Annotated in this window: 21 protein-coding genes; 10 read left to right on the top strand and 11 right to left on the bottom strand. The window is 64.8% G+C overall.

Features of this window, described 5'->3' with window-relative positions; all coding sequences use genetic code 11:
- Positions 1 to 81 precede the first annotated feature (81 nt).
- From gor to rpiA, 3 genes are all read right to left on the bottom strand, one after another.
- Positions 82 to 1,452: a glutathione-disulfide reductase gene (gene gor / locus W911_RS09950; protein ID WP_041318321.1), complete on the bottom strand. Its 1,371-nt coding sequence runs from the start codon at positions 1,450 to 1,452 to the stop codon at positions 82 to 84.
- A 106-nt stretch (positions 1,453 to 1,558) separates the two neighbouring features.
- Positions 1,559 to 2,524: an arsenic resistance protein gene (locus W911_RS09945; protein ID WP_023787412.1), complete on the bottom strand. Its 966-nt coding sequence runs from the start codon at positions 2,522 to 2,524 to the stop codon at positions 1,559 to 1,561.
- 38 nt (positions 2,525 to 2,562) lie between these two features.
- Complete coding sequence (gene rpiA / locus W911_RS09940; RefSeq protein ID WP_023787411.1) at positions 2,563 to 3,285, bottom strand: ribose-5-phosphate isomerase RpiA; 723 nt, start codon at positions 3,283 to 3,285, stop codon at positions 2,563 to 2,565.
- 182 nt (positions 3,286 to 3,467) lie between these two features.
- Between rpiA and W911_RS09935 the strand changes: the two genes are divergently transcribed.
- Positions 3,468 to 4,151 carry an HAD family hydrolase gene (locus W911_RS09935; RefSeq protein WP_041318318.1) on the top strand — a complete coding sequence of 228 codons (684 nt, stop codon included), beginning with the start codon at positions 3,468 to 3,470 and terminating at the stop codon, positions 4,149 to 4,151.
- A 76-nt stretch (positions 4,152 to 4,227) separates the two neighbouring features.
- Here W911_RS09935 and W911_RS09930 read toward each other — a convergent pair whose 3' ends face one another.
- A complete protein-coding gene (locus tag W911_RS09930; RefSeq protein ID WP_023787409.1) occupies positions 4,228 to 6,309 on the bottom strand; it encodes a methyl-accepting chemotaxis protein in 2,082 nt (693 codons plus the stop codon).
- 500 nt (positions 6,310 to 6,809) lie between these two features.
- Between W911_RS09930 and topA the strand changes: the two genes are divergently transcribed.
- On the top strand, positions 6,810 to 9,545 hold the full coding sequence (gene topA, locus W911_RS09925) for a type I DNA topoisomerase (RefSeq protein WP_023787408.1): 2,736 nt from the start codon (positions 6,810 to 6,812) through the stop codon (positions 9,543 to 9,545).
- 193 nt (positions 9,546 to 9,738) lie between these two features.
- Here topA and W911_RS09920 read toward each other — a convergent pair whose 3' ends face one another.
- Together W911_RS09920 and W911_RS09915 are read right to left on the bottom strand one after the other, a co-directional pair.
- Positions 9,739 to 10,080 carry a DUF6481 family protein gene (locus tag W911_RS09920; protein ID WP_023787407.1) on the bottom strand — a complete coding sequence of 114 codons (342 nt, stop codon included), beginning with the start codon at positions 10,078 to 10,080 and terminating at the stop codon, positions 9,739 to 9,741.
- A gap of 131 nt (positions 10,081 to 10,211) precedes the next feature.
- Positions 10,212 to 10,466: a GcrA family cell cycle regulator gene (locus W911_RS09915; protein ID WP_023787406.1), complete on the bottom strand. Its 255-nt coding sequence runs from the start codon at positions 10,464 to 10,466 to the stop codon at positions 10,212 to 10,214.
- A gap of 241 nt (positions 10,467 to 10,707) precedes the next feature.
- On the opposite strand from W911_RS09915, the gene W911_RS09910 reads away from it, so the two are divergent.
- Positions 10,708 to 12,057, top strand: a complete 1,350-nt coding sequence (locus W911_RS09910; RefSeq protein WP_023787405.1) for a metal-dependent hydrolase family protein — start codon at positions 10,708 to 10,710, stop codon at positions 12,055 to 12,057.
- Positions 12,058 to 12,095: 38 nt separating this feature from the next.
- On the opposite strand, the gene W911_RS09905 is transcribed toward W911_RS09910, so the two are convergent.
- Positions 12,096 to 12,995, bottom strand: a complete 900-nt coding sequence (locus tag W911_RS09905) for an AraC family transcriptional regulator (protein WP_023787404.1) — start codon at positions 12,993 to 12,995, stop codon at positions 12,096 to 12,098.
- Positions 12,996 to 13,190: 195 nt separating this feature from the next.
- Between W911_RS09905 and W911_RS09900 the strand changes: the two genes are divergently transcribed.
- The gene (locus W911_RS09900; RefSeq protein ID WP_023787403.1) at positions 13,191 to 13,925 is read left to right on the top strand and encodes an SDR family oxidoreductase; all 735 of its coding nucleotides are present in this window, start codon (positions 13,191 to 13,193) and stop codon (positions 13,923 to 13,925) included.
- A gap of 52 nt (positions 13,926 to 13,977) precedes the next feature.
- Here the strand turns inward: W911_RS09900 and W911_RS09895 are convergent, their stop codons facing one another.
- Together W911_RS09895 and W911_RS09890 are read right to left on the bottom strand one after the other, a co-directional pair.
- Complete coding sequence (locus W911_RS09895) at positions 13,978 to 15,504, bottom strand: sodium:solute symporter family protein (RefSeq protein WP_023787402.1); 1,527 nt, start codon at positions 15,502 to 15,504, stop codon at positions 13,978 to 13,980.
- Positions 15,501 to 15,734 carry a hypothetical protein gene (locus W911_RS09890; protein WP_023787401.1) on the bottom strand — a complete coding sequence of 78 codons (234 nt, stop codon included), beginning with the start codon at positions 15,732 to 15,734 and terminating at the stop codon, positions 15,501 to 15,503. Before W911_RS09890 ends, W911_RS09895 begins: the two co-directional genes overlap by 4 nt.
- A 255-nt stretch (positions 15,735 to 15,989) precedes the next feature.
- On the opposite strand from W911_RS09890, the gene rnr reads away from it, so the two are divergent.
- The 4 genes from rnr to rpmG all read left to right on the top strand — a co-directional run bounded on the left by rnr (position 15,990) and on the right by rpmG (position 19,968).
- Positions 15,990 to 18,308 carry a ribonuclease R gene (rnr, locus tag W911_RS09885; protein ID WP_023787400.1) on the top strand — a complete coding sequence of 773 codons (2,319 nt, stop codon included), beginning with the start codon at positions 15,990 to 15,992 and terminating at the stop codon, positions 18,306 to 18,308.
- Between the two features lie 106 nt (positions 18,309 to 18,414).
- Entirely contained in the window at positions 18,415 to 18,861 is a 447-nt protein-coding gene (locus W911_RS09880; RefSeq protein WP_023787399.1) for a DUF983 domain-containing protein, read from the top strand.
- A gap of 10 nt (positions 18,862 to 18,871) precedes the next feature.
- Complete coding sequence (locus W911_RS09875) at positions 18,872 to 19,678, top strand: NUDIX hydrolase (protein ID WP_158412856.1); 807 nt, start codon at positions 18,872 to 18,874, stop codon at positions 19,676 to 19,678.
- 122 nt (positions 19,679 to 19,800) lie between these two features.
- On the top strand, positions 19,801 to 19,968 hold the full coding sequence (rpmG, locus tag W911_RS09870; RefSeq protein WP_023787397.1) for a 50S ribosomal protein L33: 168 nt from the start codon (positions 19,801 to 19,803) through the stop codon (positions 19,966 to 19,968).
- Positions 19,969 to 20,548: 580 nt separating this feature from the next.
- Here the strand turns inward: rpmG and W911_RS09865 are convergent.
- Positions 20,549 to 21,919 carry a PleD family two-component system response regulator gene (locus W911_RS09865; protein WP_023787396.1) on the bottom strand — a complete coding sequence of 457 codons (1,371 nt, stop codon included), beginning with the start codon at positions 21,917 to 21,919 and terminating at the stop codon, positions 20,549 to 20,551.
- 51 nt (positions 21,920 to 21,970) lie between these two features.
- The gene (locus W911_RS09860) at positions 21,971 to 22,405 is read right to left on the bottom strand and encodes a response regulator (RefSeq protein ID WP_023787395.1); all 435 of its coding nucleotides are present in this window, start codon (positions 22,403 to 22,405) and stop codon (positions 21,971 to 21,973) included.
- Between the two features lie 163 nt (positions 22,406 to 22,568).
- Here W911_RS09860 and W911_RS09855 point away from each other — a divergent pair, with 163 nt between their 5' ends.
- Positions 22,569 to 22,874: a DUF3572 domain-containing protein gene (locus tag W911_RS09855; RefSeq protein ID WP_023787394.1), complete on the top strand. Its 306-nt coding sequence runs from the start codon at positions 22,569 to 22,571 to the stop codon at positions 22,872 to 22,874.
- Positions 22,867 to 23,781, top strand: coding sequence for an ROK family protein (locus W911_RS09850; RefSeq protein ID WP_023787393.1), 915 nt, complete (start codon positions 22,867 to 22,869; stop codon positions 23,779 to 23,781). Before W911_RS09855 ends, W911_RS09850 begins: the two co-directional genes overlap by 8 nt.
- Positions 23,782 to 23,783 lie beyond the last annotated feature (2 nt).

The raw sequence follows: 23,783 nt of genomic DNA, 5'->3' as shown, positions 1-23,783 counted from the left end.
GTCCGAAACGCCCCTTAGTGCCGGAGCGGAATTCAGCTCATCGCAGCATCGAGCGAAAGCGCGATCGCTCGGCTTGCTGAATCACACGGCCGGCGGCACCCATTTGTCGCGCATCGTCACGAGTTCCTCCGCCGCCGAGGGATGCAGCGCAATCGTCGCGTCGAAATCCGCCTTGCTCGCCCCCATGGTCAGTGCCACGCCTGCCATCTGCACGATCTCCGCCGCATCCGGACCCATCATGTGGCACCCGAGGACGCGATCCGTCTTGGCATCGACGACGAGCTTCATCAGCGTCCGCTCGTCGCGCCCGGATACGATGTTGCGGAGCGGCCGGAAGCGCGCCTTATAGAGATCGATCTCGTATCCCGTCGCGCGCGCCACCTCTTCCGTCAACCCAACCGTCCCGATCTCCGGCGTCGTGAAAACGCCCGTCGGCACGACCGAATGATCCACCTTGACCGGCCGATTGCCGAACACCGTATCCGCGAACGCATGCCCCTCCCGGATCGCAACCGGCGTGAGGTTCACACGGTCCGTAACGTCGCCCACCGCATAGATGCCGGGCACCGACGTCTCGGAATAGTCGTCTACCGGAATCTCGCCCTTCGCGCCCGTCTCGATCCCCACCGTTTCGAGCCCCAGATCCCCCGTGCACGGCGCGCGCCCGATGGCCGAGAACACGAGGTCCGTCTCCATCGTCTCCCCGTTGGCAAGCGCAACGTTGAAACTCCCGGGGCACGCCGCAACACCGATGATCTCGGTCTTCATCATCAAACGAATGCCGCGCGCCGCCATCGCCTCCATCAGCCCGTCGCGCAACTCCTCGTCGAACCCGCGTAACACCTTCTCGCCCCGGTGCATCAGCGTCGTCTCGACGCCGAGCCCGGCGAAAATCGACGCAAACTCCACCGCGATATAGCCGCCCCCGCACACCACGATGCGCCGCGGCAGCTCCTTCAGCTCGAAGATGTCGTCAGATACACACACGTTATCGACGCCGGGAATATCCGCATACCGCACCGGCTGCCCGCCCGTCGCGATCAGGATCGTCTTGGCGGTGATGCGTGTGCCGTCGTCGAGTTTCACGTGCCCCGGCCCGTCGAGCTTGGCGCGCGCCTTGATCGTCGTCACGCCCTTGAGCTTGAGGTTGCCCTCATAGACGCCTTCGATCCTCGCGATCTCGCGATCCTTGTTGGCCACCAGCGTCGCCCAGTCGAACGACCGCTCGCCCACCGTCCAGCCGAAACCGCGCGCGTCCTCGAAATCGTCCGCAAAGCGTGAGGCGTAAACGAACAGCTTTTTCGGCACGCATCCCCGAATGACGCACGTCCCGCCGAAACGGTCGCGCTCGGCAATCGCGACCTTCGCCCCATAGCCAGCCGCAATCCGCGCAGCCCTGACGCCGCCCGAGCCGCCGCCGATGACGAAAAGATCGAAATCCGTCCCACTCATGAGGAAAAGCATCCTGCCTGGTTGTCGAAGCGGGCGCCAACCTGACGGAACTGCGCACCTCGCGCAACCCGCCCGGTCAACGCACCGCTCAGGCGGCGCACCCCGGTCAGCTTTCGTGACGGGACGAGAGTATCCGCGGCGCGAGCCACAGCAGCACCAGAACGCCGAACAGCTCCACCACCGATTGCAGCACGATCACAACCGCCGCCGCAGCCCATTCCGCCGGAAGTGCAAGAGCGAGCGGCAGCACCACAAACGAATTGCGCGTCGCGAAACTGAACACCAGCGTACGCGCCTCGGCCAGCGGCAAGCGGAAAAGACGTCCCGCCCCGATCCCGACGAGAACTGCCCCGGCGAAAAACAGCACGAACACCGCCGCGACATCCCCCGCAAGCGGAAGGGAGGCTTCCACCGTCTCCACCTGCGAAGCGCCGATAAGGAACAGCACCAACGCAAGCAGCGGCACCGGAAGCCATCCGAGCCGGCCGATCAGCGCCGCCCGGCCCGTGCCCCGGCCCGCCCAGCGCTCGGTCGCATAGGCGCCCGCCAGCGGCATGGTGATGACGAGCAGAAACACCGCCAACATCCTCGACCCGGAAACCGCGTCGCTGAGCCCGTCCCCCATGAACGCCCACAGATAGACCGGCAGCAGCACAATCTGCACGATCAGCACCACGGGCGTCACGGCGATGGCGCGCTGCGTATCGCCGCCCGCCTGGTGCGTGAACGTGATGAACCAGTCCGTGCAGGGCACGAGCAGCACCAGCAGCACCCCGAGCCGCACGGCCGGATCGTCGGGAAGCAGCGGCAACAATGCAGCCACCAGCAGCGGCAACACGGCGAAGTTGCCGATCAGCACAGCCGTCATGAAGCGCGTGTCGCGCAGCGCGGCAGGAAGCGCGGCAAGCGGCACTTGCGTGAACGTGGCAAACAGGAGAAACGCGAGGCACGGCCACAGCAGCGCTTCGAAAATCGGCCCCGCGTGCGGCGCCCCCAGGCCTACGCAAAGTCCGGCCGCGATGGCCGCGACATAGACCCAGACCTGCCGGCGCTCCAGAGTTTCGCGCGTCATGGCCAACCGGCGTCCGCGTGCATGGCGACCCAAATCGCCTAAACGGCCTCTTGGCTTTCGCCATATTGCGCTTCGATGACGGCGACGCCCTCAGGCCCGCCGATGATGGCCGCATCCGCAATGCCGAGGAAAAGCCCGTTCTCGACCACACCGGGGATGAACTTCAGCGCTTCGTCGAGCGCTTCCGGATCTTCCATCGGGCCGAACGCGCAATCGAAGATGTAATTGCCCCCATCGGTCACGAACGGCGCGCCGTCGGACAGGAGCCGCTGCGTGATCTCGCCGTGGCAACCCGCATCCGCAGCCAGCATCTCGATCATGTTGCGCGTCGCCGTCATGCCGAAGCGCGCCACCTCGACGGGCAGCGGAAAAGCTCCGAGCTTCGCCACCTGCTTGGCGCTGTCCGCGATCACGATCATCCGGTCGGAGGCCGTCGCCACGATCTTCTCGCGCAGCAGCGCGCCGCCCCCGCCCTTGATCAGGCGCAACTCGCCGTCGATCTCGTCCGCCCCGTCGATGGTGAGATCCAGAAGCGGCGTCTCGCACAGCGTCGTCAGCGGAATGCCGTGCTGCTCGGCGAGACGCTGCGTCTCTTCGGAAGTCGGCACGCACAGCACCTGAAGCCCGGCGCGCACCTCGCCCGCCAGAAGCTCGACGAACTTGGAAGCCGTCGACCCTGTTCCGAGCCCCAGCCGCATTCCCGGCTCCACGAACTGGAGGGCACGCCGCGCCGCGGCCAGCTTGTAGCTCTCAACCGACATGTCGTGTCCTTCTGCCGTTTGTCTTTGTCTGCCAGCCGATGCGGTCGAGAGCAAGCCTCAACCTCCGTAGGCAGCGGCCAAATCCGTCGGCGCGAAACCCTTAAGGATAAGGAGGAGTGGCCCGTCCCCCATCTTGCCCGCATCGCCTTGCGGCCCGCACGTGAAGCGCGTAGACGATGCCCATGCACAACGCGACCCTCGTTTTCGACCTCGACGGCACCCTGGTCGATACCGCACCCGATCTCGTGGCGGCAACCAACCATGCCCTCGCAGACCTCGCCCTCCCGCCCGTACCGGCCGAAACGCTCCGTCACGCGATCGGGTTCGGCGCGCGGCGCATGATCGTGGTCGGGCTCAAGGAAACGGGCGTCACGCTGGACGAGCCGGAAATCGACCGCCTGCTCGCCCGCTTCCTCGCCTACTACGAGCCCAACCTGGCGCGTGAGAGCCGCCCGTTCGAGGGCGCCATCGCGGCCCTCGAACAATTCCGCTCCGAAGGCGCACGCCTCGCCGTCTGCACCAACAAGCGCCTGGCGCTCGCAGAGCAGCTTCTCGCCGAGCTTGGCGTGAGAGATCTTTTTGCAGCCGTCGCCGGACGCGACACCTTCCCCGTCCATAAGCCGCACCCCGGCCACCTCACGGGCACCATCGCACTCGCCGGTGGAGACAAGGCGGCGGCGGTCATGGTGGGAGACACAGGCATAGATATCGAAACGGCGCGCACAGCCGGCATTCCTTCGATCGCGTGCACCTTCGGATATTCGGACGTGCCGGTGGCAACCTACGAGCCCGACACCGTCATCGATAGCTACGCCGATCTGGACGCCGCCGTCCGCAAACTGCTTGCGCGGGCCCCGGCCTCCTGAAGCGGCAGGCGCATGCAAAAAGCCCCCGGCCACAGGCCGGAGGCTATCTTGCATATCGATCTAAGGATTGCGAACGTCAGGCCGCGCGGACCGTCGCCAGGAACTTCTCGACCTCGACGTTGAGGTTCTGGCTCTCGCCGGAGAGTTGCCGCGCAGACACGAGCAGTTGCGACGAAGCAGCCCCCGTGTGCGAGGCGCCCGCACTCACGTCCGTGATGCTGCTCGCCACCTCCTGCGTGCCCTTGGCCGCCTCGACGACGTTGCGGCTGATCTCCTTGGTCGTCGCGTCCTGCTCCTCGACGGCTGCGGCAATGGTGCCGGAGATGTCCGAGATCTGGTTGATCGTCGCCGTGATCTCGCGGATGGCATCGACCGCCTCGGTGGTCGCCGCCTGCATTCCCGCGATCTGCGACGAGATCTCGTGCGTGGCCTTGGCGGTCTGGGACGCCAGCGCCTTCACTTCCTGGGCAACGACCGCAAACCCCTTGCCCGCATCGCCCGCGCGCGCCGCCTCGATGGTGGCGTTAAGGGCCAGCAGGTTGGTCTGCCCGGCGATGGTGCTGATCAGGCTGATCACGTCGCCGATCCGGTCGGCGGACTGCGAGAGCACCGCCACCTGCTCGTTGGTCCGCGCCGCCTGCTGAACGGCCTGGCCCGCGATCACGCTGCTCTCGTGCACCTGCCGGCTGATCTCGGAGACCGTCGTCGCAAGCTGCTCGGATGCCGCAGCGACCCCTTCCACGTTGGCTGAGGTCTGCTCCGAAGCCGAGGCCGCGCTGCCCGAAAGCTCCTGCGTCCTGTCGGCCGTCTTGGTCAGCGAATCTGCCGCTGTTTCGAGCTGGCTCGCCGCCGAGGAGACCGTGCCCACGATCCCGCCGATGGCCTGCTGGAAGGCGTCCGCCATGCGGCGCATCTCGGTCTTCCGCTCCGCGGCCAAAGCCGCATCGCGCCCTGCCTTCTCTTCCGCCTCCCGGCGCGCCTTCTCCTGAAGGCTATCACGAAGGCGAAGCACCGCCTTGCCGATGTCGCCGACTTCATCCGAACGCTCGGCGCCTGGAACCTGCGCATCGAGATCGCCGCCCGCCATACGGTCGAACGAAACGCCGAGCGCCGCGAGCGGCCTCCCCACGAGCATCGTCAGCGCGAGGAACAAAAGCCCCGCAACGATCACGATGCTGGCCGCCGAGAGCGCATACATCGACGCCTTCGTCTGCGAGATCGTGGCTTCGAGCGTCGCGATCGGCACGGCCACCACAAGCGCCCAGGAGTCGGCCGTATTGCCGGCCGCGATCGGCGTCGCATGGAAGCGCCACATCGCCCCGTCGCTGCCCGCCGCATCGACCGAGACCACGCCCTTGCCCTCGATGGCCTGGCGGGCCGCCGCCGACGACGGCGCATCGAAATCCGAAAGCGACTTGCCGATTGCGTCGCCGTTCGGATGCGTCACCGCCACGCCATCGCGTGAAACCAGCGACACGAATCCGGTCCCGAACGGCTTGATCTGCTGCATCGCCTCGTTGAGGCTCTGGAGATTGATGTCGACACCGCCGATGCCGACCGTCTTGCCGCCGACCACGATGGGCACGCTGAACGAGGTGATCACCACCTCGCGGCCCGCGATCGGATAGAGGTAGGGCTCGATGGCGACGGCACGGTTGGCCTTCAGCGGCACCTGATAGTATGTGCCCGTCTCCGCCTTGTCGTAATCGACCAGCGGCTCGCGCACGATCTTGTCGCCCGGGCGGTTCCAATAGGGCACGAACCGGCCCGTCGCGTCATGGCCTGGCGTGTTGACGAACTCAAGGTCCCGCCCGTCGAGCGCCTGCGGCTCCCAGCCGGTCCAGACGCCGAGAAGATCGGTGTTCTTTTCGAGGATGCCCTTCAGGATCTCGTCCAGCACGGCCCGGTCGACCATGCCTTTGGACTTGAGCGCGGCGCTCGTCGTGGCGATGTTTTCCGCCACCCGCGCGGCAAGATCGAGCTTTTTGCTCACGTCCAGCGCCTGGCTGAAGGCGATGGTGTCCTGAATCTCGGCATTCTGGCTATCGATCACGGAGCCTGCACTCTGCGCCAGGAAGTAGGTTCCGATTCCGAACACGGCTGCGATGGCAACCGCGGCAACGAGCGCAATTTTTACGGGAAGAGACTGGAGGTGCATGTTGCAGGTTCCACATAGATAACAAATGGATAAATCGTCCTGCACACAATCGGCTTTAATATTTAAATATCGGTCACTATAACACCGTCCTCAGCATAATTTCGTTCGTTTCTAAAAAGCCTTGCCGCCGCCGGCTGATAAACCGATGTAGAAGCGGCCGGAAGGAGCATGAAAAAGGGAAAGCGCGGCGCGCCGGCGCGGCCGTCGATGCCGGATCGGCGTCCCCAGGAACGAAGCGCGCGGGCTCTCGAACGGCTCGCCAGGCTCGAAATTCGAACCTCTCAATTTGAATTTACTGAAAATTTCCCGCCCACGCAGCCCTGAGACGGCACGTCGTTTGACACACGCCCGTTCCTCTCCCATGTTCCCGGGCCCCAGTATTGGGCCAAGTTTCAAGCAAAGCACCGTCCCGCGCAGCGCACCGCGTTGGGCAACCTCAGGTAGAACTGAGCGACAGACCTTCCCGTGCGCCCAAACGGTCAGGGGCGAGAAAGCACAAGATGAACGTCGTCATCGTAGAATCGGCCGCCAAGGCCAAGACGATCAACAAGTACCTCGGCAGCAACTATAAGGTGCTGGCCTCCTTCGGGCACGTGCGCGACCTGCCGTCCAAGGACGGCTCCGTCGACCCGGAGCAGGATTTCTCCATGACGTGGGAGATCGACCAGGGCTCGAAGAAGATCATCAGCGAGATCACGGAGGCCGTGAAGAAGGCCGACAAGCTCATCCTCGCCACCGACCCTGATCGCGAAGGCGAAGCCATCTCCTGGCATTTGCTCGACATCCTGGAAAAGAAAAAGGCCCTCAAAAAGGGCCTTTCTGTCGAGCGTGTCGCGTTCAACGCCGTCACCAAGGACGCAATTCTCGCGGCCCTCGCCGCCCCACGCCAGATCGACGAGCCGCTCGTCGACGCCTATCTCGCCCGCCGCGCGCTCGATTATCTCGTGGGCTTCACGCTCTCGCCGGTGCTGTGGCGGAAGCTGCCCGGCGCGCGCTCGGCAGGCCGCGTACAATCTGTCGCCCTCCGCCTCGTCTGCGACCGGGAAGCCGAGATCGAGGCTTTCCGGACCGACGAATACTGGACCATCGAAGCAACCCTCGTGACGGGCAAGAGCGAGGAGTTCCCTGCCCGCCTCCACGCCATCGAGGGCACCACGCTCAAAAAGCTCGACATCAAGGACGAGACGACGGCAACCGAGATCAAGCGCGCGCTCGAAAAGGGCGCCTTCCGCGTGGTGTCCGTCGAAAGCCGCGACGTGAAGCGCAATCCTTATGCGCCCTTCGCCACCTCCACGTTGCAGATGGACGCCTCCCGCAAGCTCGGCTTCTCCGCCAAGCAGACCATGCAGGTCGCCCAGCGTCTCTACGAAGGCATCGACGTCGGCGGCGAAACCGTCGGCCTCATCACCTACATGCGAACCGACGGCGTCACGATCATCCCCGAGGCCATCAACGCCATCCGCGGGCTCATCGCGCGCGACTATTCGCAGAAGTACGTTGCCCCCTTCGTGCGCGAATATAAAACGAAAGCCAAGAACGCTCAGGAAGCGCACGAAGCCATCCGCCCGACCGACGTCAAGCGCACGCCCGCATCCGTCGCCCGCTACCTCGACAAGGATCAGGCCCGCCTCTACGAGCTGATCTGGAAGCGCGCCGTCGCGAGCCAGATGGCGTCCGCCGAGTTCAAGCAGACGACCGCAGACATCGAAGTGAAGGGCCGCGACGGCAAGACGTACACGCTGCGCGCCACCGGCTCCGTCGAGAAGTTCGACGGCTTCCTCAAGGTCTACGACGAAGGCCGTGACGACAAGATCCGCGTGGTCGAGAAGGGGAAGGAAGATACCGCCGACGACGAGGACTCAAACCGCCGCCTCCCCGCGCTCGCCGAAGGCGACGCGCTCACCGACCGCGGCATCGAAGCCGAGCAGCACTTCACGCAGCCGCCGCCGCGCTATTCCGAAGCGACCCTCGTCAAGAAGATGGAAGAACTCGGCATCGGCCGCCCGTCGACCTACGCCTCGACCCTCGCCGTGTTGCAGGAGCGCGATTACGTCCGCATCGACAAGAAACGCCTGATCCCCGAGGACAAGGGCCGCCTCGTCATCGCGTTCCTCGAAAGCTTCTTCAAGAAGTACGTCGAGTTCGACTTCACCGCCGACCTTGAGGAAAAGCTCGACCTCATCTCGGCGGGCGACCTGGAATACAAAATCGTGCTGCGCGATTTCTGGCGCGACTTCACCGCCGCCGTGAACGAGATCAAGGATCTGCGTGTCGGCGACGTGCTCGAAGCTTTGAACGAGTTGCTCGGGCCGCACGTCTTCCCCGCAAAGGAGGACGGCTCCGACCCGCGCCTCTGCCCCAAGTGCGGCACCGGCCGCCTCTCGCTCAAGATCTCCGGCAAGTCGGGCGCCTTCATCGGCTGCGGCAATTACCCCGACTGCAAATATACGCGTCAGCTTTCCGGCGACGCCTCCGGCGTGGACGGCGACCGCGAGTTGGGCTTCGACCCCGACACAGGCCTCCCCATCCTCGTGAAGTCCGGCCGCTTCGGCCCCTACCTTCAGCTCGGCGAGGGCGAAGGCGACGAGAAGCCGAAACGCTCGTCCATCCCGAAGGGCATCGACGCAGCCAACATCGACTTCGAAAAGGCCGTGCAGCTCCTCTCGCTTCCGCGCGAAGTCGGCATCCATCCCGAGACCGGAACGCCGATCACCGCTGGCCTCGGCCGCTACGGCCCCTTCGTGCAGCACGACGGCACCTACGCCAACGTCGAGAGCATCGAGGACGTGTTCACCGTCGGCTTGAACCGCGCGGTGACGCTGCTCGCTGAAAAGCGTGCCGGCAAAGGCGGACGCTTCGGCCGCGCAGCCGCCAAGACCGTCCTCAAGGAGCTCGGCGAGCATCCCGGCGGCGGCGGCAAGATCCAGGTTCTCGACGGCAAGTACGGCCCCTACGTGAGCCACGACAAGGTCAACGCCACCGTGCCGAAGGGTATGGATCCGGCGACACTGACCGTCGACGACGCCGTCCGTCTGCTGCAGGAGCGCATCGCCAAGGGCGGCGGCAAGAAGAAGCCCGCACGCGGCAAGGCCGCCGCGAAGGCGAAGCCCGAGAAAGCCGAATCCAAGCCCGTAAAGGCAAAGGCCAAAGCGCCCGCCAAAAAGGCCCCCGCGAAGAAGGCGGCGACCAAAGCCAAGAAGCCCGCGGCAAAAGCAAAAGCGTCAGCCAACGGCTGACGCTTGACAGACGGCAACGCCGGCACCTCTCCCCGATCAGCCTCGCGACGCGACGGAGGGTACAAAAAAGCGCCCGCGGTGGTCTTGCGGACGCCCAGGATTGCCAGCCGACCATGATCGCTTCAGGCCCTATCAGCCTGAAGCGTGAATCATCGGCCTGGCTAAAGAAACCAAGCCGGCCGCTGAAAAGATATCAGGCCTTTCGCTTCTTTCGCGCAGCGTATCGCAAATCGCGCATGGCCTTCTGTTCCGCGAGCAGCGCGACCGCCTGATCCGCCTCTTCACGCGCCAGGCGCTCCTTAAGGGCTTCCTGCTCCGCCCGTTCCGCGGCTTCTTTGGCTGCAAGCTCGATAGCCGCTTGCGCCTTCGCCTCTTTCCGGGCCTCGCGAGCGGCAACGATCGCCTGGCGTTCCGCCTTCCGCTGAAGAACCGTTGGGTCGTCTGGTGCCGGCTTCTGGGCGCGCCGGAGCATCGCCTGCTTGGCTTCCGATGCCTTGAGGATGCGTGTACCGAAATTGTCGTGAGGCTGTCTCATAAGGTTCCGTTAATTGGGATTTGAGGGAGAAGGCGATCCAGGGGATCGCAACTGCGGGCACAATCCGCGCCTTCAGAAGGAAAAGTCTATCGCCGCGTGAAACCCAAGCCGATTGTCCCCAAGCCGATTGTCTAGGTCAGCTGCGGCCGGTAAACGGCCGCGCGGGGTTTCGCAGCCTGAAATGCCTGGCGGACGTGGTGGTCGCAGTAGGGACTGCCGTCCTTCTTCCGCTTGCCGCAAAAGTAAAAATTTCCCGCCGTCGGGTCGCCAAAGGGCCAGCGGCAGTCGTGAGGCAGCAGCGTCTCGACAGTTTTTCTCTCGTTAAGCGGGATGGTCAGCTCGCCATCATTGCTCAAGGGCGTAGTCTTGTTGGGATTATTGTTCATGGCTCTCTATAGCATAGAAATACGCATAGAGCGTGTGACGCATGACCACTGCCATCCATCATGTGGATTTTGTGCGGCGGCTTCCCCGCAATTTTCACCCGCTGGGTTGCATGTCTCCTTCTGAGCCGGCGCGCACGCACCGTTTAACGCAACCGGCAACGGGCGAGCCGCGCATCTGGTCACGCCGTTACGAAAAGTCTAAACTTAAAGACGTGGGGAGAGCGCAGAAGGAGAAGCAAAAATGCTCCGTCGCACCTCGGCTGTCGTTTCACTCCTCTGTCTCCTTCACACGGCCGCCGCCGCTCAAGAGCCACCCCCCGATCTCAACGCCGTCACCCTCTTCGAGAACGTCCGCATCTTCGATGGCAGGAGCGCCGCGCTGACGCCCCCCCGCAACGTGCTCGTTCGCGGCAACACCATCGCGAAAATCACCCCCGATCCCGTCCCCGTCGACCGCCGCGCCACGACCAGGATCATCGACGGCGGCGGGCGCACGCTCATGCCGGGCCTCATCGACGCCCATTGGCACGCGATGCTGATCCGCCCGAACCCCGCGCAAGCCATCGCGGGCGATGTCGGCTACAACAACCTCGCCGCCGGAGCCGAAGCGAGCGACACGCTTATGCGCGGCTTCACGACCGTGCGCGACGTGGGCGGCCCGGCATTCGGCCTCAAGCAAGCCATCGACGAAGGCGTCGTCGAGGGCCCGCGCATCTTCCCGTCCGGCGCGATGATCACGGTCACGAGCGGCCATGGCGACTTCCGCCAACTGTCCGATCTCCCGCGCCAGGTCGGCGGACCGCTCGCCCGCATGGAAGAGGTTGGCGGCGCCATGCTCGCCGACAGCCCCGACGAGGTGCGCCTGCGCGTTCGCGAGCAACTGATGCAGGGCGCATCGCAAATCAAGCTCACCGCAGGCGGCGGCGTGTCGTCGCCCTTCAGCCCCATCGACGTCTCGACATTCACAGAGGCCGAACTGGACGCCGCCGTCGAAGCAGCCGAAAACTGGGGCACATACGTCGCAGCCCACGCCTTCACCACAGCCGCCATCCGCCGCTCGATTTCCGCCGGCGTCAAATGCATCGAGCACGGCTTCCTGATGGACGACGACACCGCACGCCTCATCGCCGAGAAAGGCCTTTGGCTGAGCCTGCAGCCGCTTCCCGACGAGATGCGCCTCGGCTTCCCGGAAGGATCGATCCAGCGCATCAAGGCCGATCAGGTCTGGGACGGCATCGCCAAGACCTACGAACTCGCCAAGAAGCACGGCATCAAAACCGCCTGGGGCACCGACGTGCTGTTCTCTCGCGCATTAGCCCAGCGCCAGGGCGCGATCCTCGCCTCCCTCACGCGCTGGCTCACGCCCGCCGAAGCGCTCGCGACGGCAACCGCCACCAACGGTGAATTGCTCGCAATGTCCGGCGAGCGCAATCCCTATCCGGGCAAACTCGGCGTCATCGAGGAAGGTGCTCTCGCCGACATCCTGCTGGTCGACGGAAATCCGCTGGAGAACATCGATCTCATCGCGGATCCCGGCAACAACTTCGTCGTGATCATGAAGGATGGCCGCATCTACAAGAACACGCTATAGGGCGGCCCGCCGGACACGAGCCGCGGTGCCCTGCACAGTCAGGGTGAAGCCGCATTCAACGCATCGCGCAAGCGCTCGACATCCCGAAGCGGCGGCGCGCCGAACAAACGGCGATACTCGCGGCTGAACTGCGACGGGCTTTCGTAGCCCACTGCGTGCCCAGCCGTAGCCGCATCAACGCTTTGCGAGAGAATCAGCGTCCGCGCTTCATGCAAACGAAGCTGCTTCTGGTACTGAAGCGGGCTCATGCCCGTCACTGTTTTGAAATGCTGGTGCAGCGCCGAGGCGCTCATCCCCGCCGTCGCCGTCAACTCGTCCATCCGGAACGGCGCGCGAAAATTGCGCTTGATCCAGCCGATGGCTCGGTTCACCTGCTGCAGCTTGCTTTCGGCAAACGCGATTTCAGAAAGCCGCGCCCTCTGCTCGCCGCGCAACAAGCGATAGAGGATTTCGCGCATCGCCAGCGGCGCCAGAATGGGGATGTCCTGCGGCGAGGCCAACAGCTTGAGCAACCGTACGCTGGCGTCGATCAACTCGTCTGAAAGATCGCTCACACCGAGCGACGGCCCAGGCTGCGCCGTTGCCGCTGCCTTAAGATCGCCCTCCATCATCAGCGCCCCGATGACCGCCGGATCGAGATCGAGACGCAATCCCAGAAACGGCGCGGACGGGCTCGCCTCCATGATGTGCGAGACGATCGGCACATCGACCGAAACCACGAGATACTTGGACGCGTCGTAGAGATAAACCTGCTCGCCCACCATCACCTGCTTGCGCCCCTGGGCGATGATGCAGAACGCGGGCTCGTAGACCGAGTAAAGCGGCGTCGAAGGCTGCGAAAGCCGATGGAGAAACAGATGCGGGATGGACGTGGCGTGCGCGCCGTCCTCCTTGGAAAATCGTTCAATCAGCTCGGCAAGCTCGCGGATATCGGCCATCGATTATCCTCGGCAATCGTTGGGGTTTTCGAGCCTCACCATAGCGTCGCGAACAACCTGTGGCGACACCCGCACGCCAGTCTCGGAGAATTGGGCAAGAAGTCCAGAGGATCGGTCTACCGCTCTCCGCCCTCGTCTCCCCATCTTCCGCTCATCGGCGCACGCCGCCGAAACCGTTAAATGAGGAGAGAGAGCATGAGTGGCATCAAGGACAAGGTCGTGCTGATCACCGGCGCATCGAGCGGCATCGGCGAGGCCGCGGCACGGCTTCTCGCAGAACAGGGCGCTAAAGTCGTCGTCGGCGCGCGGCGGCTGGACCGCCTCGAAAAACTGGTGGCAGACATCACCGCGAAAGGCGGTACCGCCCGTTTCAAGGCCGTGGACGTCACAAAACGCGATCAGGTCCAGGCGTTTGCGGATTTCGCGCGCGAGGCCTTCGGGCGCGTGGACGTGATCGTCAACAATTCGGGCGTCATGCCGCTGGCCCCCGTCGAGGCGCTGAAAATCGACGAATGGGAGCGCATGATCGACGTGAATATCCGGGGCGTTCTCTACGGCGTCGCCGCCGTGCTACCCGAGATGAAAAAGCGCGGCTCCGGGCAGATCGTCAACGTCGCCTCCATCGCCGCCCACCTCGTCATGCCGACGGCCGCCGTCTATTGCGCCACCAAGCACGCCGTGTGGGCGTTCTCCGAGGGGCTCCGGCAGGAAAACCCCGACATCCGCGTCACGACGATCTCGCCTGGCGTCGTCGCGACGGAACTTGGCGACGACATCTCGGACGCTGCCACACGAGACATGCTTGCAGGCTTGCGCAATGCAGCCCTCACCCCCGATGCCATCGCCCGCGCCATCTCCTACGCGATCTCGCAACCTGGCGATGTCGAGGTAAACGAGGTCGTCGTCCGCCCCACTGCAAGCCCCCTCTGAGAACACCTATCGCGGGCCGTAAACATGCGGCCCGCGATAGCCGCAGTTGCAGTCACGCTGGCATCTCTTTCGCCGGTGCGTCGGTCGGCACCGGGGCCTCGGTGCTTTCCGGCGTCGTATCCTCGATCTTCGCAAACAGCGCATCGACACGCGCGCGCTCCGCCTCCGTTTGCGGAATGAGATACGCCGCCGCCACGTAGATCGCGAGGTTCGCCGCCAGCGCGACCAAGCCCGACGTAAGGCCGTACGCCCAAGGCAGCGAAATCGGATAGAAATATTCGAGCACGATAACGAGAGCGAACCCCGCGCTCATTCCCGCAATCGCCCCCGCCGCGTTGCCACGCTTCCAAAAGAGCCCGAGGAACTGCGGCACCGCAAGCTGGATCACGCCCTGATAGGCGAGGATGGCGATCGCGAACAGAGCCGGAAGTTCGAGTGTCGCAAGCCACGCCGAGAGCAGCGTCAAAACCACCATGCCGCCCTTCGCCACCACGATCAGCTGGCGATGGTCGAGCGCCCAATAGGTGCCGACGAGATCGTTCGCGAGTTGCGCACCCGTCGCCTGGATATGCCCGTCGATGTTGCCCATCGAAGCCGCCATCACGACAACGCCCGCGAGCGCGAGCAGCCAGAGCCCGCCCGCTTCCAGGCTCACGATGAAGATGACCTCGTCCGGCTTTTCGGCCACGCCCGGAATCTGCGAGCCGAGCATCCCGAACACGAGCAGCGTGGTCGCGAACACCAGCGCCAGCGGAACAGCCAGCGCCGCCGACTTCTTCAAACTGCGCACACCGTCCGCCGTATAAAGCCGCACGAAGATTGCGGGCCAGCACCAGCCGCCGATGGTCCCCGTGAGCAGCAGGCTGAACACGAACAGCGGCCCTTCCGCCGAGCCGAGCCCCGGGATGGACAGCATCTTGGGATCGAGCGAGGCAAACGTGATGCCCTTCGCCGTCACCATCCAGGCGATCATACCGGCCAGGATCGCCGTGCCGCCGACGTAAGCGACAAGCCCCTGCGCCATGTCCGAGATGACGACGCCACGCATGCCCATCCACACCGTCCAGATCTGCCGGAACGCGATCACCGCCACGCCGAGGACCACCGCATTCTCGAACGAGAGCGATTGAAGAGACAGGTGTTGAAACAGGAAGCCGAGCGACAGCATGCCCATGATCAGCCACGGCAGCCCCGTCACGATTCCGAGCACTGCGCTGATCGGCCGGATGTGACGCGAGCCGAACCGGAGCGCCAGCAAATCCGACTGCGTCCTGAGGTCGAACGCCTTGCCCCACACCCACACCGGCTTGGCCATCAGGTACATCAGCACCACGGTGAGCATCGTGTACGTCACGAAGTAGAACGAGAGAGCGCCCACGCTCGCAGCCATGCCGCCGAAGGCGGTGATGACGGCACCGGGAAAGTAGGTGTTGAGAAACGACATCGCCTGGAAGCGCGCATCGAACGAGCGCCCGCCCACCGCATAGTCCGAGAACGTGCGGTCCCGGATCCAGCTCAGCATGAGAATGACGACGATGACGAGGAAGAAGACGGCGAGCGCGCCGAACGTAACGATCATGGCCCGAAGCTCCCCGCGGCAACCTCGGCCAGGTACGCGGCAACCAGGCTCGTGCACACGAACAGCGCAGCGGCAACGAAGTAGAACACCGCCGCGGGCACACCGAGCACCATCGCACTTCCGGTGACCGCCCAATGCAGCGGCGGCGTCAGCACCAGCAGCGCATCGAGCACGAACCATCCGTAAATCCACAGCGGCGTGCCGTGGAAGCGCCGTCTCAGCACACTCATGAGTTCCCCCCTCTGCCCCGGACCGCAAGCCTCGGCGCACGAACATCTTGCGCATGAGAGCGGACCGGCGTGTTGGTCCGGTTGGATCGCGACCCTGCGCCTCATTATCGCGCCCCGGGGATACAGAACTTGTAGGAACGTGCTGCCGGCCAGAGCCAGAGCACGTCCCCGGCGCCCGCCGATCCTGCTGAAAAAGCGCGGGGACATCGCGCAGCCGCTTCTATCCCGCGCGGAACGCCTCTAAGGTCGCCGCCCATGGCAAAGAAACCACCCAAAAAGCGGCTCCCTCCCAAAGGCGTCCGGAAAGGCTTCCGTCCGGCGTCGGCCAAACAGCGCGCCGCAGGCGAAACGCTGCCCACCCGCGAGCAGATTCTCACCTTCCTGCGCGAGAGCGAGAGCACGGCGGGCAAACGCGACATCGCCCGCGCCTTCAACGTCAAGGGCCCGGCCCGCACCGGCCTGAAACGCCTCCTCGCCGAGATGGCGGACGAAGGGCTCCTTGCGGGCACGAAGAAATCGTTCCACGAGAAAGGCACCCTGCCGCCCGTCACCGTCATCGAGGTCACGGGCCGCGACGACGACGGCGACCTCGTGGCGCGCCCGGCCGTCTGGAAAGACGCCGACGGAGAGCCCCCGGCCATCCTCCTCCTCGCGCACACGCCGCGCTCGGCCACACAATCGGCTGCCATCGCCATCGGCGACCGCGTGCTCGCCCGCATCAACCGCCTCGATCAGCCGGACGTCGAAGGCATCTCCTACGAAGCCGAACCGATCCGCGTGCTCCCGCGCGAGCGCCGCCGCCAGCTCGGCATCTTCCGCACCCGCAAAGGCGGCGGCGGCACCATCGAACCCATCGACCGGCGCGAACTGCGCGCGTGGTCCATCAGTCCCGGCAACGACGCCAAAGCCGCCGACGGCGATCTCGTCCGCTTCGATCTTTCCGCCCGCGACCGCCGCTCGATCGCCGAAGCCCGCGTCCTCGAAAGCCTCGGAAATCCCAACGATCAGCGCAAGATCAGCCTGATCGCAATCCACGCGCACGGACTTCCCGACGACTTCCCGGCCCCCGTCGTCGCAGAAAGCGAAGCGCTCGAAGCCTTCGACGGAAACGGCCGCACCGATCTGCGCAACGTGCCGCTGATCACGATTGATCCCACGGATGCGCGCGACCACGACGACGCGGTCCATGCCGAGCCCGATCCCGATCCAAAAAATCCGGGCGGGCACATCGTCACCGTCGCCATCGCCGACGTCGCACATTATGTCCGCCCCGGCACCCGCCTCGACAAAGAGGCACGCCTTCGCGGCAACTCGGTCTATTTCCCGGATCGCGTCGTGCCGATGCTGCCCGAACGCATCTCGAACAACCTCTGTTCGCTGCGTGAAGGCGAGGAGCGCCCGACGCTCGCCGTCCGCATGATCTTCGATGTCCACGGCAAAAAGCGCCGCCACACGTTCCTGCGCGCCGTGATGAAAAGCGCAGCGAAACTCAGCTACCAGGAGGCGCAGGCCGCCATCGACGGCCACATCAGCGAGAAGTGCGAGCCCCTGATGGAACGCGCGCTCCTGCCGCTCTGGAACGCCTACGCCGCCCTCTCCCGCGCCCGCGACGCACGTGGCCCCCTCGACCTCGATCTCCCCGAACGCAAGATCGTGCTCGACGGCACGGGCCGTGTCGCGCGCGTCGTCGTGCCGGAACGGCTCGACGCCCATCGCCTGATCGAAGAGTTCATGATCCAGGCCAACGTCGCCGCCGCCGAAACGCTGGAACAGGCGAAAACGCCGCTCATCTATCGCGTGCACGATCAGCCCTCGAAAGAGAAGCTGAAAGCGCTCAAGGATTTTCTGGAAACGCTCGACATGAAATTCGCGGCCTCCACGGGCCTCAAGCCCGAAGCGTTCAACGCCGTGCTCGCACGCGCCAAAACTCTGCCAGTTCCGGAACTCGTGAACGAGGTCGTCCTGCGCTCGCAGGCGCAAGCCGAGTATACCCCGCAGAACATCGGCCACTTCGGTCTCAACCTCGCGCGTTACGCGCACTTCACGTCGCCCATCCGCCGTTATGCGGATCTCGTCGTCCATCGCGCGCTCATCCGCGCCTTGAAACTCGGCCCCGATGGCCTGACGGATGCGGATCTGCCGCATCTTTCCGACACGGCGAAAGAAATCTCCGAAGCCGAACGCCGCGCCATGTCCGCCGAGCGCGAGACCATCGATCGCCTCATCGCCGCCCACCTCGCCGACCGCATCGGCGCCACCTTCGAAGGCCGCATCGCGGGCGTCACGCGCTCGGGGCTGTTCGTGAAGCTGAAGGACACGGGCGCCGACGGCTTCATCCCGGTCTCGACCCTCGGACAGGATTATTTCGCCCACGTCGAAGAGGCCCACGCCCTCGTCAGCACGCGAAGCGGCGAAACCTATCAGCTCGGCGATCCCGCAACCGTCCGCCTCGTCGAAGCCGTGCCGACAGCGGGCGCGTTACGCTTCGAAATGATCTCGCCCGGAAAAAAGGGCAGTTCCACGCATCGCCTCAAGGGCGTCCGCACGCGCCACCGCCCTCGCCCGCGGCGATAGCCAAGCCCCCGACGATACGTCACGGTTGAGCAACCCGCCCCCTTGGGCCTAATAAGGCCGTGCGGTCGCCTGTCCGGCAGGTCCCCTTTCGGAGGAACCCTCACTCATGATCGAATACCACGCGACATCGCCCGCCGCCGAACCCAAGCGCGAGGTCTGGCCGGCCGTTTCGCTCGGATTGAGGATGCTGTGCCCCGCCTGCGGCAAAGGCCCCATGTACGGCAAGTACCTCAAGGTAACCCATTCCTGCCCGTCCTGCAGCGAAGAGTTGCACCACCAGCGCGCCGACGACGCGCCGCCTTATTTCACGATGAGCATCGTCGCGCACATCGTGGTCGCAGGCGTCCTCATTCTCGAACGTATGTACGCGCCGCCGACCTGGGTGCATCTTTCGATCTGGCTGCCACTCACCGTGCTGCTCAGCCTTTTGATTCTGCCGCGCGTGAAGGGCGGATTGGTCGGCCTGCAATGGGCGCTGCGGATGCACGGCTTCGGCGGCGCACCCGACGAGCCGGAGCCGGAGCCAACGCCCAGCCGTGGTCCGGCGGTGTGAAGGGCAAGGCTTGAAACCACCGCCCTCCATATTGCGACGCACGAGCCCATCGTGCCCGACGCCATCTCCGCTCCCGCCTTCGCCGCCGCAGCGTGCCGGACCGCAAGCCACCCAGGCCCTGCGCCCGCGCGATGCCGCAACCCTCGTCATCGTGGATCGTTCGGCGCCAACCCCGCGCGTTCTCATGGGCCGGCGCCATCCGGGCCAGGTGTTCCTGCCCGACACGTTCGTGTTTCCCGGCGGACGCGTCGAACCGGCCGACCGCGCACTCGCGCGCCGGCTCGCCCTTCCGCCCCGCGAAGCCGAACGCCTGAGCTATGCCGTCCACGGCCGCCCGACAGACGCGCGCGCGGCAGCCCTCGCCCTCGCTGCCATTCGCGAAACCTTCGAGGAAACCGGCTTCGTTCTCGGCACGCCGGCGTCGGGCCCGCCCTCAGCCGCCCCTGGCGCTTGGCTCGATTTCATGCGCGCCGGACACCACCCGCGCCTCGACGGCCTCACCTTCTTCGCCCGCGCGATCACCCCGCCGGGCCGGACCCGCCGGTATGACACGCGCTTCTTCCTGACCGATGCCGCCGCCGTCACGCACTGCCCCGGCAATCTCGACGGCGAGTTGCTCGACATCGATTGGTTTACGCTCGATGAAGCCCGCCGCCTCAATCTCCCGTCCATCACGCACCACGTGCTGGAGGACGTCGCAAAACTCCTCGCACGCCCCGCCAAGCGGCTGGCCGCGCGCGATGTGCCGTTCTACCGCCACCGCTATGGCCGCTTCGAACGCACGCTCCTGAGGCCACCGGAGCAAAACGGTCGATAAGCCGCGGCGGCGAAACAATACGAAAGGTAAATTGACCGCGTCGCCAGCTTGACACCAAAGGCGCGGGCAGTATGTTGCGCGTTCCGAATTACCGACTGGATCCAGTTCGAGACTTAAGATCAATGGCCAAGCAGATCGTTCAGAAAATCAAGCTGCTCTCCACGGCAGGCACCGGCTTCTTCTACGTTACGAAAAAGAACCCGCGCACCTCGACCGAGAAGCTGAGCTTCCGCCGTTACGACCCGGTCGTGCGCAAGCACGTCGAGTTCAAGGAAACCAAGATTAAATAGCGCACACGCCAGCATTTTAAGGCGTGCGTGATCGCAGTGTTTAAGGAGCCCGGCATCGCCGGGCTGAAATTTCAGGAAAGCCGGCTGAAGGAGAATGGCCGCGAACGCCCTTGACCAGGGCCCGTAACCGCTCGGCAGCGGGGTAAGCATTCCGAGAAAGCGACGGACCCTGGCCTAGTGACCAGATGGTGTCAAAGAGGGCGTTGACGCTCCACCTGGTGTCGCAGCAGATCCTGAAACCCACTACGATTTCCCGCTCCACCGGGAGATGCGGCGGACCCAATGAAGCAGGGAACTGGTCAGCCCGACGCGCCGGCAAAGAAAATTGCTCGGAGCGCGCTGGCATGGAATTTGTTAGCGGTTTCCCTCCGTGCGCGAGACTGGCAGAAGAGAGGGGCGATTGCAAGATTAGAGCTTGACCATTGCGTGGCGAGCACTCATCGCGTTCGAATCGAGGTTAACTCGCGCAACGAGCGGACCGGCGGCGCTGCACGCACCGCGCCCAGCGTCTCCGAGCCGTGACGAAACAAGAAGTGAACTCGGTTTTTCGATTAAACCGGAGAGCGTTATGCGCGCTCCCTCATGCAGCGTCAGAAACGACCTGATTACGACCCTGTCTTTTCGCCGTATAAAGCGCGTTGTCGGCTCGCTTGAACAGCGCTTCAGCCGTGTCGTCGTCCCCATCCCAGGTTGCGAGCCCCACGCTCGCCGTCACCCAGATTGTCCGGTCGGGGCCGATGGTGAACGGCTCGGATGCGACACAAGCACGCACGCGCTCGCCAATGTGCCCTGCAAGCACCGGATCTGTGTCCGGCATGATGATCAGGAACTCTTCGCCACCAAGGCGGCATGCCAGATCCGAGCCCCGCGTATAGCGTCGGAAACGGTCCGAGAATTCCTTGAGCACGAGGTCGCCCGCGTCGTGCCCGTAGCTATCGTTCACATGCTTGAAATGGTCGATATCGGCGATCAACACCGAGAGCGAGCGCCGTGAGCGCAGCGCATCCTGGATCAGCGTCTTGAGATGGCGCTCCATGTAGCGCCGGTTGTGCAGCCCCGTGAGCGGATCGGACACCGAAAGCTCCACGCTCTCGCGCAAACGATTACGGAGATAGTCCGAGAAGCGCTTCCGCCGGATCTGCGTCTTGACCCGCGCCAGAAGCTCGTGCCGCTCCACCGGCCGCATCAGGTAGTCGTTGACGCCCATGTCGAGCCCGCGCAGAAGCCGCGCCTCGTCGCCCGCGTCCACCATGATGAGAATGGGCAGATGCCGCGTCCGATCCATCGAGCGGACTTGCGAGCACAGCCGTAGCCCGTCCATCCCTTCGAGGCTCAACGCGACGACAAGCAGATCGAACGGCTGCATCGCGAGGTGCCGGAGCGCGATCTGCGGATCGGGCTCGATGTAGGCGTCGTGCACCTTCGCAAGCGCGCTCATCACACGCGACGACGAACGCGGATGATCGTCTATCACAAGCACACGGCCCGGCCCGTCGGAAAGAATTCCCGCCAGCACGTCGTCGTCGGCAAGCCCCATTTCCCGGCTCGTCGTCACGCGCATCAGCATTTCGTCGTTGAGCATCTTGAGCCGCGCGAGGCTCTTCACGCGCGTCACGAGCGCAATGTCGTCCACCGGCTTGGTGAGAAAATCGTCGGCCCCGCAGTCGAGCCCCTGAACCTTGTCGGAGACCTGATCCAGCGCCGTCACCATCACCACAGGGATGTGCAGCGTCGAAGACGAACTCTTGAGACGACGGCAAACTTCGAAGCCGTCCATGCCCGGCATCATGACGTCGAGCAGCACCACGTCGATGCGCTCGCGCTGGCAGATATCCAGGGCTTCCTGGCCGGACGACGCCGTCATCACCTCGAAATATTCGGCCTCAAGGCGCGCTTGAAGCAAGCGGACATTGGCAAGGATATCGTCGACGACGAGAACTCTGGCAGTCATAACTAATACTCACACACACCTGAACGCGCGCACGCACGAATTCCGCGCGCCTCAGGCCTCCCCGGCAAATCGTCTGACCGTTTCGAGAAATACGGAGACCGAAATCGGCTTCGAGACATAGGCCTCGCATCCGCCCGACCGGATGCGCTCCTCGTCTCCCTTCATGGCGAAGGCCGTGACCGCAACGACAGGAATGTCGCGCAGTTCCTCGTCCTCCTTGAGCCACTTCGTGACTTCGAGGCCGGAAACCTCCGGCAACTGGATATCCATCAGGATCAGATCCGGCCGATGAACGCGGGCGAGCGTCAGCGCGTCGAGCCCGTTCCTGGTCTGCACGGTCAGGTAGCCGTAGGCATCGAGCAGATCGTGGAAGAGCTTCATGTTGAGCTCGTTGTCTTCCACGATGAGCACGGTTTTAGCGGCGCGCGGGCTCACCTCGCCCTGCGTCTGGCTCTCGACGGCCGTGTTCCTTGCTTGATAGGTCATCGTCGAGTGTCTTTGCGCTGCCCCGCCACTACCTGCACCGATTCTGCGGGTCTAAGAGAGCGAGTATGCACGTGTTAGCTTAAGCAACTGTTGAAAGCTTTGCCGCGTTACGGAATAGCGGGCTAAACCCCGGACGAAACGGACAAAAAGGACACCGCGAGAGATGGCAAAACGCGAACCGGAACCGGGCCTGCAAGACGCTGAAACCGTGGGCCTTGCAGCCCTTGCCTTCCTGGCCGAGGACGCCCCCCGTCTCGGCCGCTTCCTGGCCCTCACCGGCATCGGTCCGGACCAGCTTCGGAGCGCCGCCGACGCCCCCGAAACGTTGTTGGCCGTCCTCGATCACCTGCTCGGAGACGAATCCCTTTTGCTCGTCTTCGCGTCCACCCGCGGCATCCGGCCGGAAACCCTCGTACCGGCCCGAGAGGCGCTCGCCCGCACCCTCGGCAGCGAGACCGTCCATGAATGACGGCAAGCTCCGTCTCGGCATCGATCTCGGCGGCACCAAGATCGAAGGCTGTATTTTAGGCCCCGACGGATCGGAGGCCGCACGCCAGCGCATCCTCGCACCGCAGGGCAACTACGACGACACGCTCGCGGCCCTCGCGGGCCTGATCCGCGATCTCGAAAAGCAGGCGGCCGCTGCCGTGACCATCGGCATCGGTATGCCCGGCTCGCTCTCCCCATCGACGGGCCTTGTCCGCAACGCCAACTCGACGTGGCTCAACGGCCGCCCGCTGCGCCAGGATCTCGAAGCCGCCCTCGGCCAGCCGATCCGCTGCGCCAACGACGCTAACTGCTTCGCCCTCTCGGAAGCGACCGACGGCGCGGGCGCCGGCGCACGTTCGGTCTTCGGCGTCATCATCGGCACGGGCTGCGGCGGCGGCCTCGTCTTCGACGGTCACATTCTCGAAGGCGCGCGCGGCATCGGCGGCGAGTGGGGCCACAATCCGCTCCCCTGGGCCGAGCCCGACGAGCACCCGGGCCCGACATGCTGGTGCGGACGCAAGGGCTGCATGGAGATGTGGGCCTCCGGCACCGGGCTATCGGGCGACTACAAGCGCCGCACCGGAGATCTTGTGTCCGGCCACGAGATCGTCGCCCGCGCGGCCCTAGGCGAACCCGACGCACGCACGAGCTTGGATCGTCACGCCTCGCGCCTCGCGCGCGGCCTCGCCCACGTCATCAACATCGTGGACCCAGAAATCATCGTCCTCGGCGGCGGCCTCTCGAAACTGCCGCACCTCTACGACGTGCTGCCCGGTCTCGCCGCGCCCTACGTCTTCTCGGACGTGCCCGCAATCGTCATTCGCCCGCCGAAATGGGGCGACGCCAGCGGCGTACGCGGCGCCGCGTGGCTCTGGAACTGCACCTGAAG

Source organism: Hyphomicrobium nitrativorans NL23 (assembly GCF_000503895.1).
Taxonomy (GTDB): domain Bacteria; phylum Pseudomonadota; class Alphaproteobacteria; order Rhizobiales; family Hyphomicrobiaceae; genus Hyphomicrobium_C; species Hyphomicrobium_C nitrativorans.
Note: the sequence above shows the minus strand (reverse complement) of the source record. Positions and strands in the feature narration are given on the sequence as shown.

Coding starts and splice junctions, on each gene's coding strand:
- W911_RS09920 (WP_023787407.1), bottom strand. CDS start 10,080: ATGAGACAGCCTCACGACAATTTCGGTACACGCATCCTCAAGGCATCG.
- W911_RS09865 (WP_023787396.1), bottom strand. CDS start 21,919: ATGACTGCCAGAGTTCTCGTCGTCGACGATATCCTTGCCAATGTCCGC.
- W911_RS09850 (WP_023787393.1), top strand. CDS start 22,867: ATGAATGACGGCAAGCTCCGTCTCGGCATCGATCTCGGCGGCACCAAG.
- W911_RS09935 (WP_041318318.1), top strand. CDS start 3,468: ATGCACAACGCGACCCTCGTTTTCGACCTCGACGGCACCCTGGTCGAT.
- rpmG (WP_023787397.1), top strand. CDS start 19,801: ATGGCCAAGCAGATCGTTCAGAAAATCAAGCTGCTCTCCACGGCAGGC.
- gor (WP_041318321.1), bottom strand. CDS start 1,452: ATGAGTGGGACGGATTTCGATCTTTTCGTCATCGGCGGCGGCTCGGGC.
- W911_RS09895 (WP_023787402.1), bottom strand. CDS start 15,504: ATGATCGTTACGTTCGGCGCGCTCGCCGTCTTCTTCCTCGTCATCGTC.
- W911_RS09890 (WP_023787401.1), bottom strand. CDS start 15,734: ATGAGTGTGCTGAGACGGCGCTTCCACGGCACGCCGCTGTGGATTTAC.
- W911_RS09910 (WP_023787405.1), top strand. CDS start 10,708: ATGCTCCGTCGCACCTCGGCTGTCGTTTCACTCCTCTGTCTCCTTCAC.
- W911_RS09855 (WP_023787394.1), top strand. CDS start 22,569: ATGGCAAAACGCGAACCGGAACCGGGCCTGCAAGACGCTGAAACCGTG.
- W911_RS09900 (WP_023787403.1), top strand. CDS start 13,191: ATGAGTGGCATCAAGGACAAGGTCGTGCTGATCACCGGCGCATCGAGC.
- rnr (WP_023787400.1), top strand. CDS start 15,990: ATGGCAAAGAAACCACCCAAAAAGCGGCTCCCTCCCAAAGGCGTCCGG.
- W911_RS09915 (WP_023787406.1), bottom strand. CDS start 10,466: ATGAACAATAATCCCAACAAGACTACGCCCTTGAGCAATGATGGCGAG.
- W911_RS09930 (WP_023787409.1), bottom strand. CDS start 6,309: ATGCACCTCCAGTCTCTTCCCGTAAAAATTGCGCTCGTTGCCGCGGTT.
- W911_RS09860 (WP_023787395.1), bottom strand. CDS start 22,405: ATGACCTATCAAGCAAGGAACACGGCCGTCGAGAGCCAGACGCAGGGC.
- W911_RS09945 (WP_023787412.1), bottom strand. CDS start 2,524: ATGACGCGCGAAACTCTGGAGCGCCGGCAGGTCTGGGTCTATGTCGCG.
- topA (WP_023787408.1), top strand. CDS start 6,810: ATGAACGTCGTCATCGTAGAATCGGCCGCCAAGGCCAAGACGATCAAC.
- W911_RS09880 (WP_023787399.1), top strand. CDS start 18,415: ATGATCGAATACCACGCGACATCGCCCGCCGCCGAACCCAAGCGCGAG.
- rpiA (WP_023787411.1), bottom strand. CDS start 3,285: ATGTCGGTTGAGAGCTACAAGCTGGCCGCGGCGCGGCGTGCCCTCCAG.
- W911_RS09905 (WP_023787404.1), bottom strand. CDS start 12,995: ATGGCCGATATCCGCGAGCTTGCCGAGCTGATTGAACGATTTTCCAAG.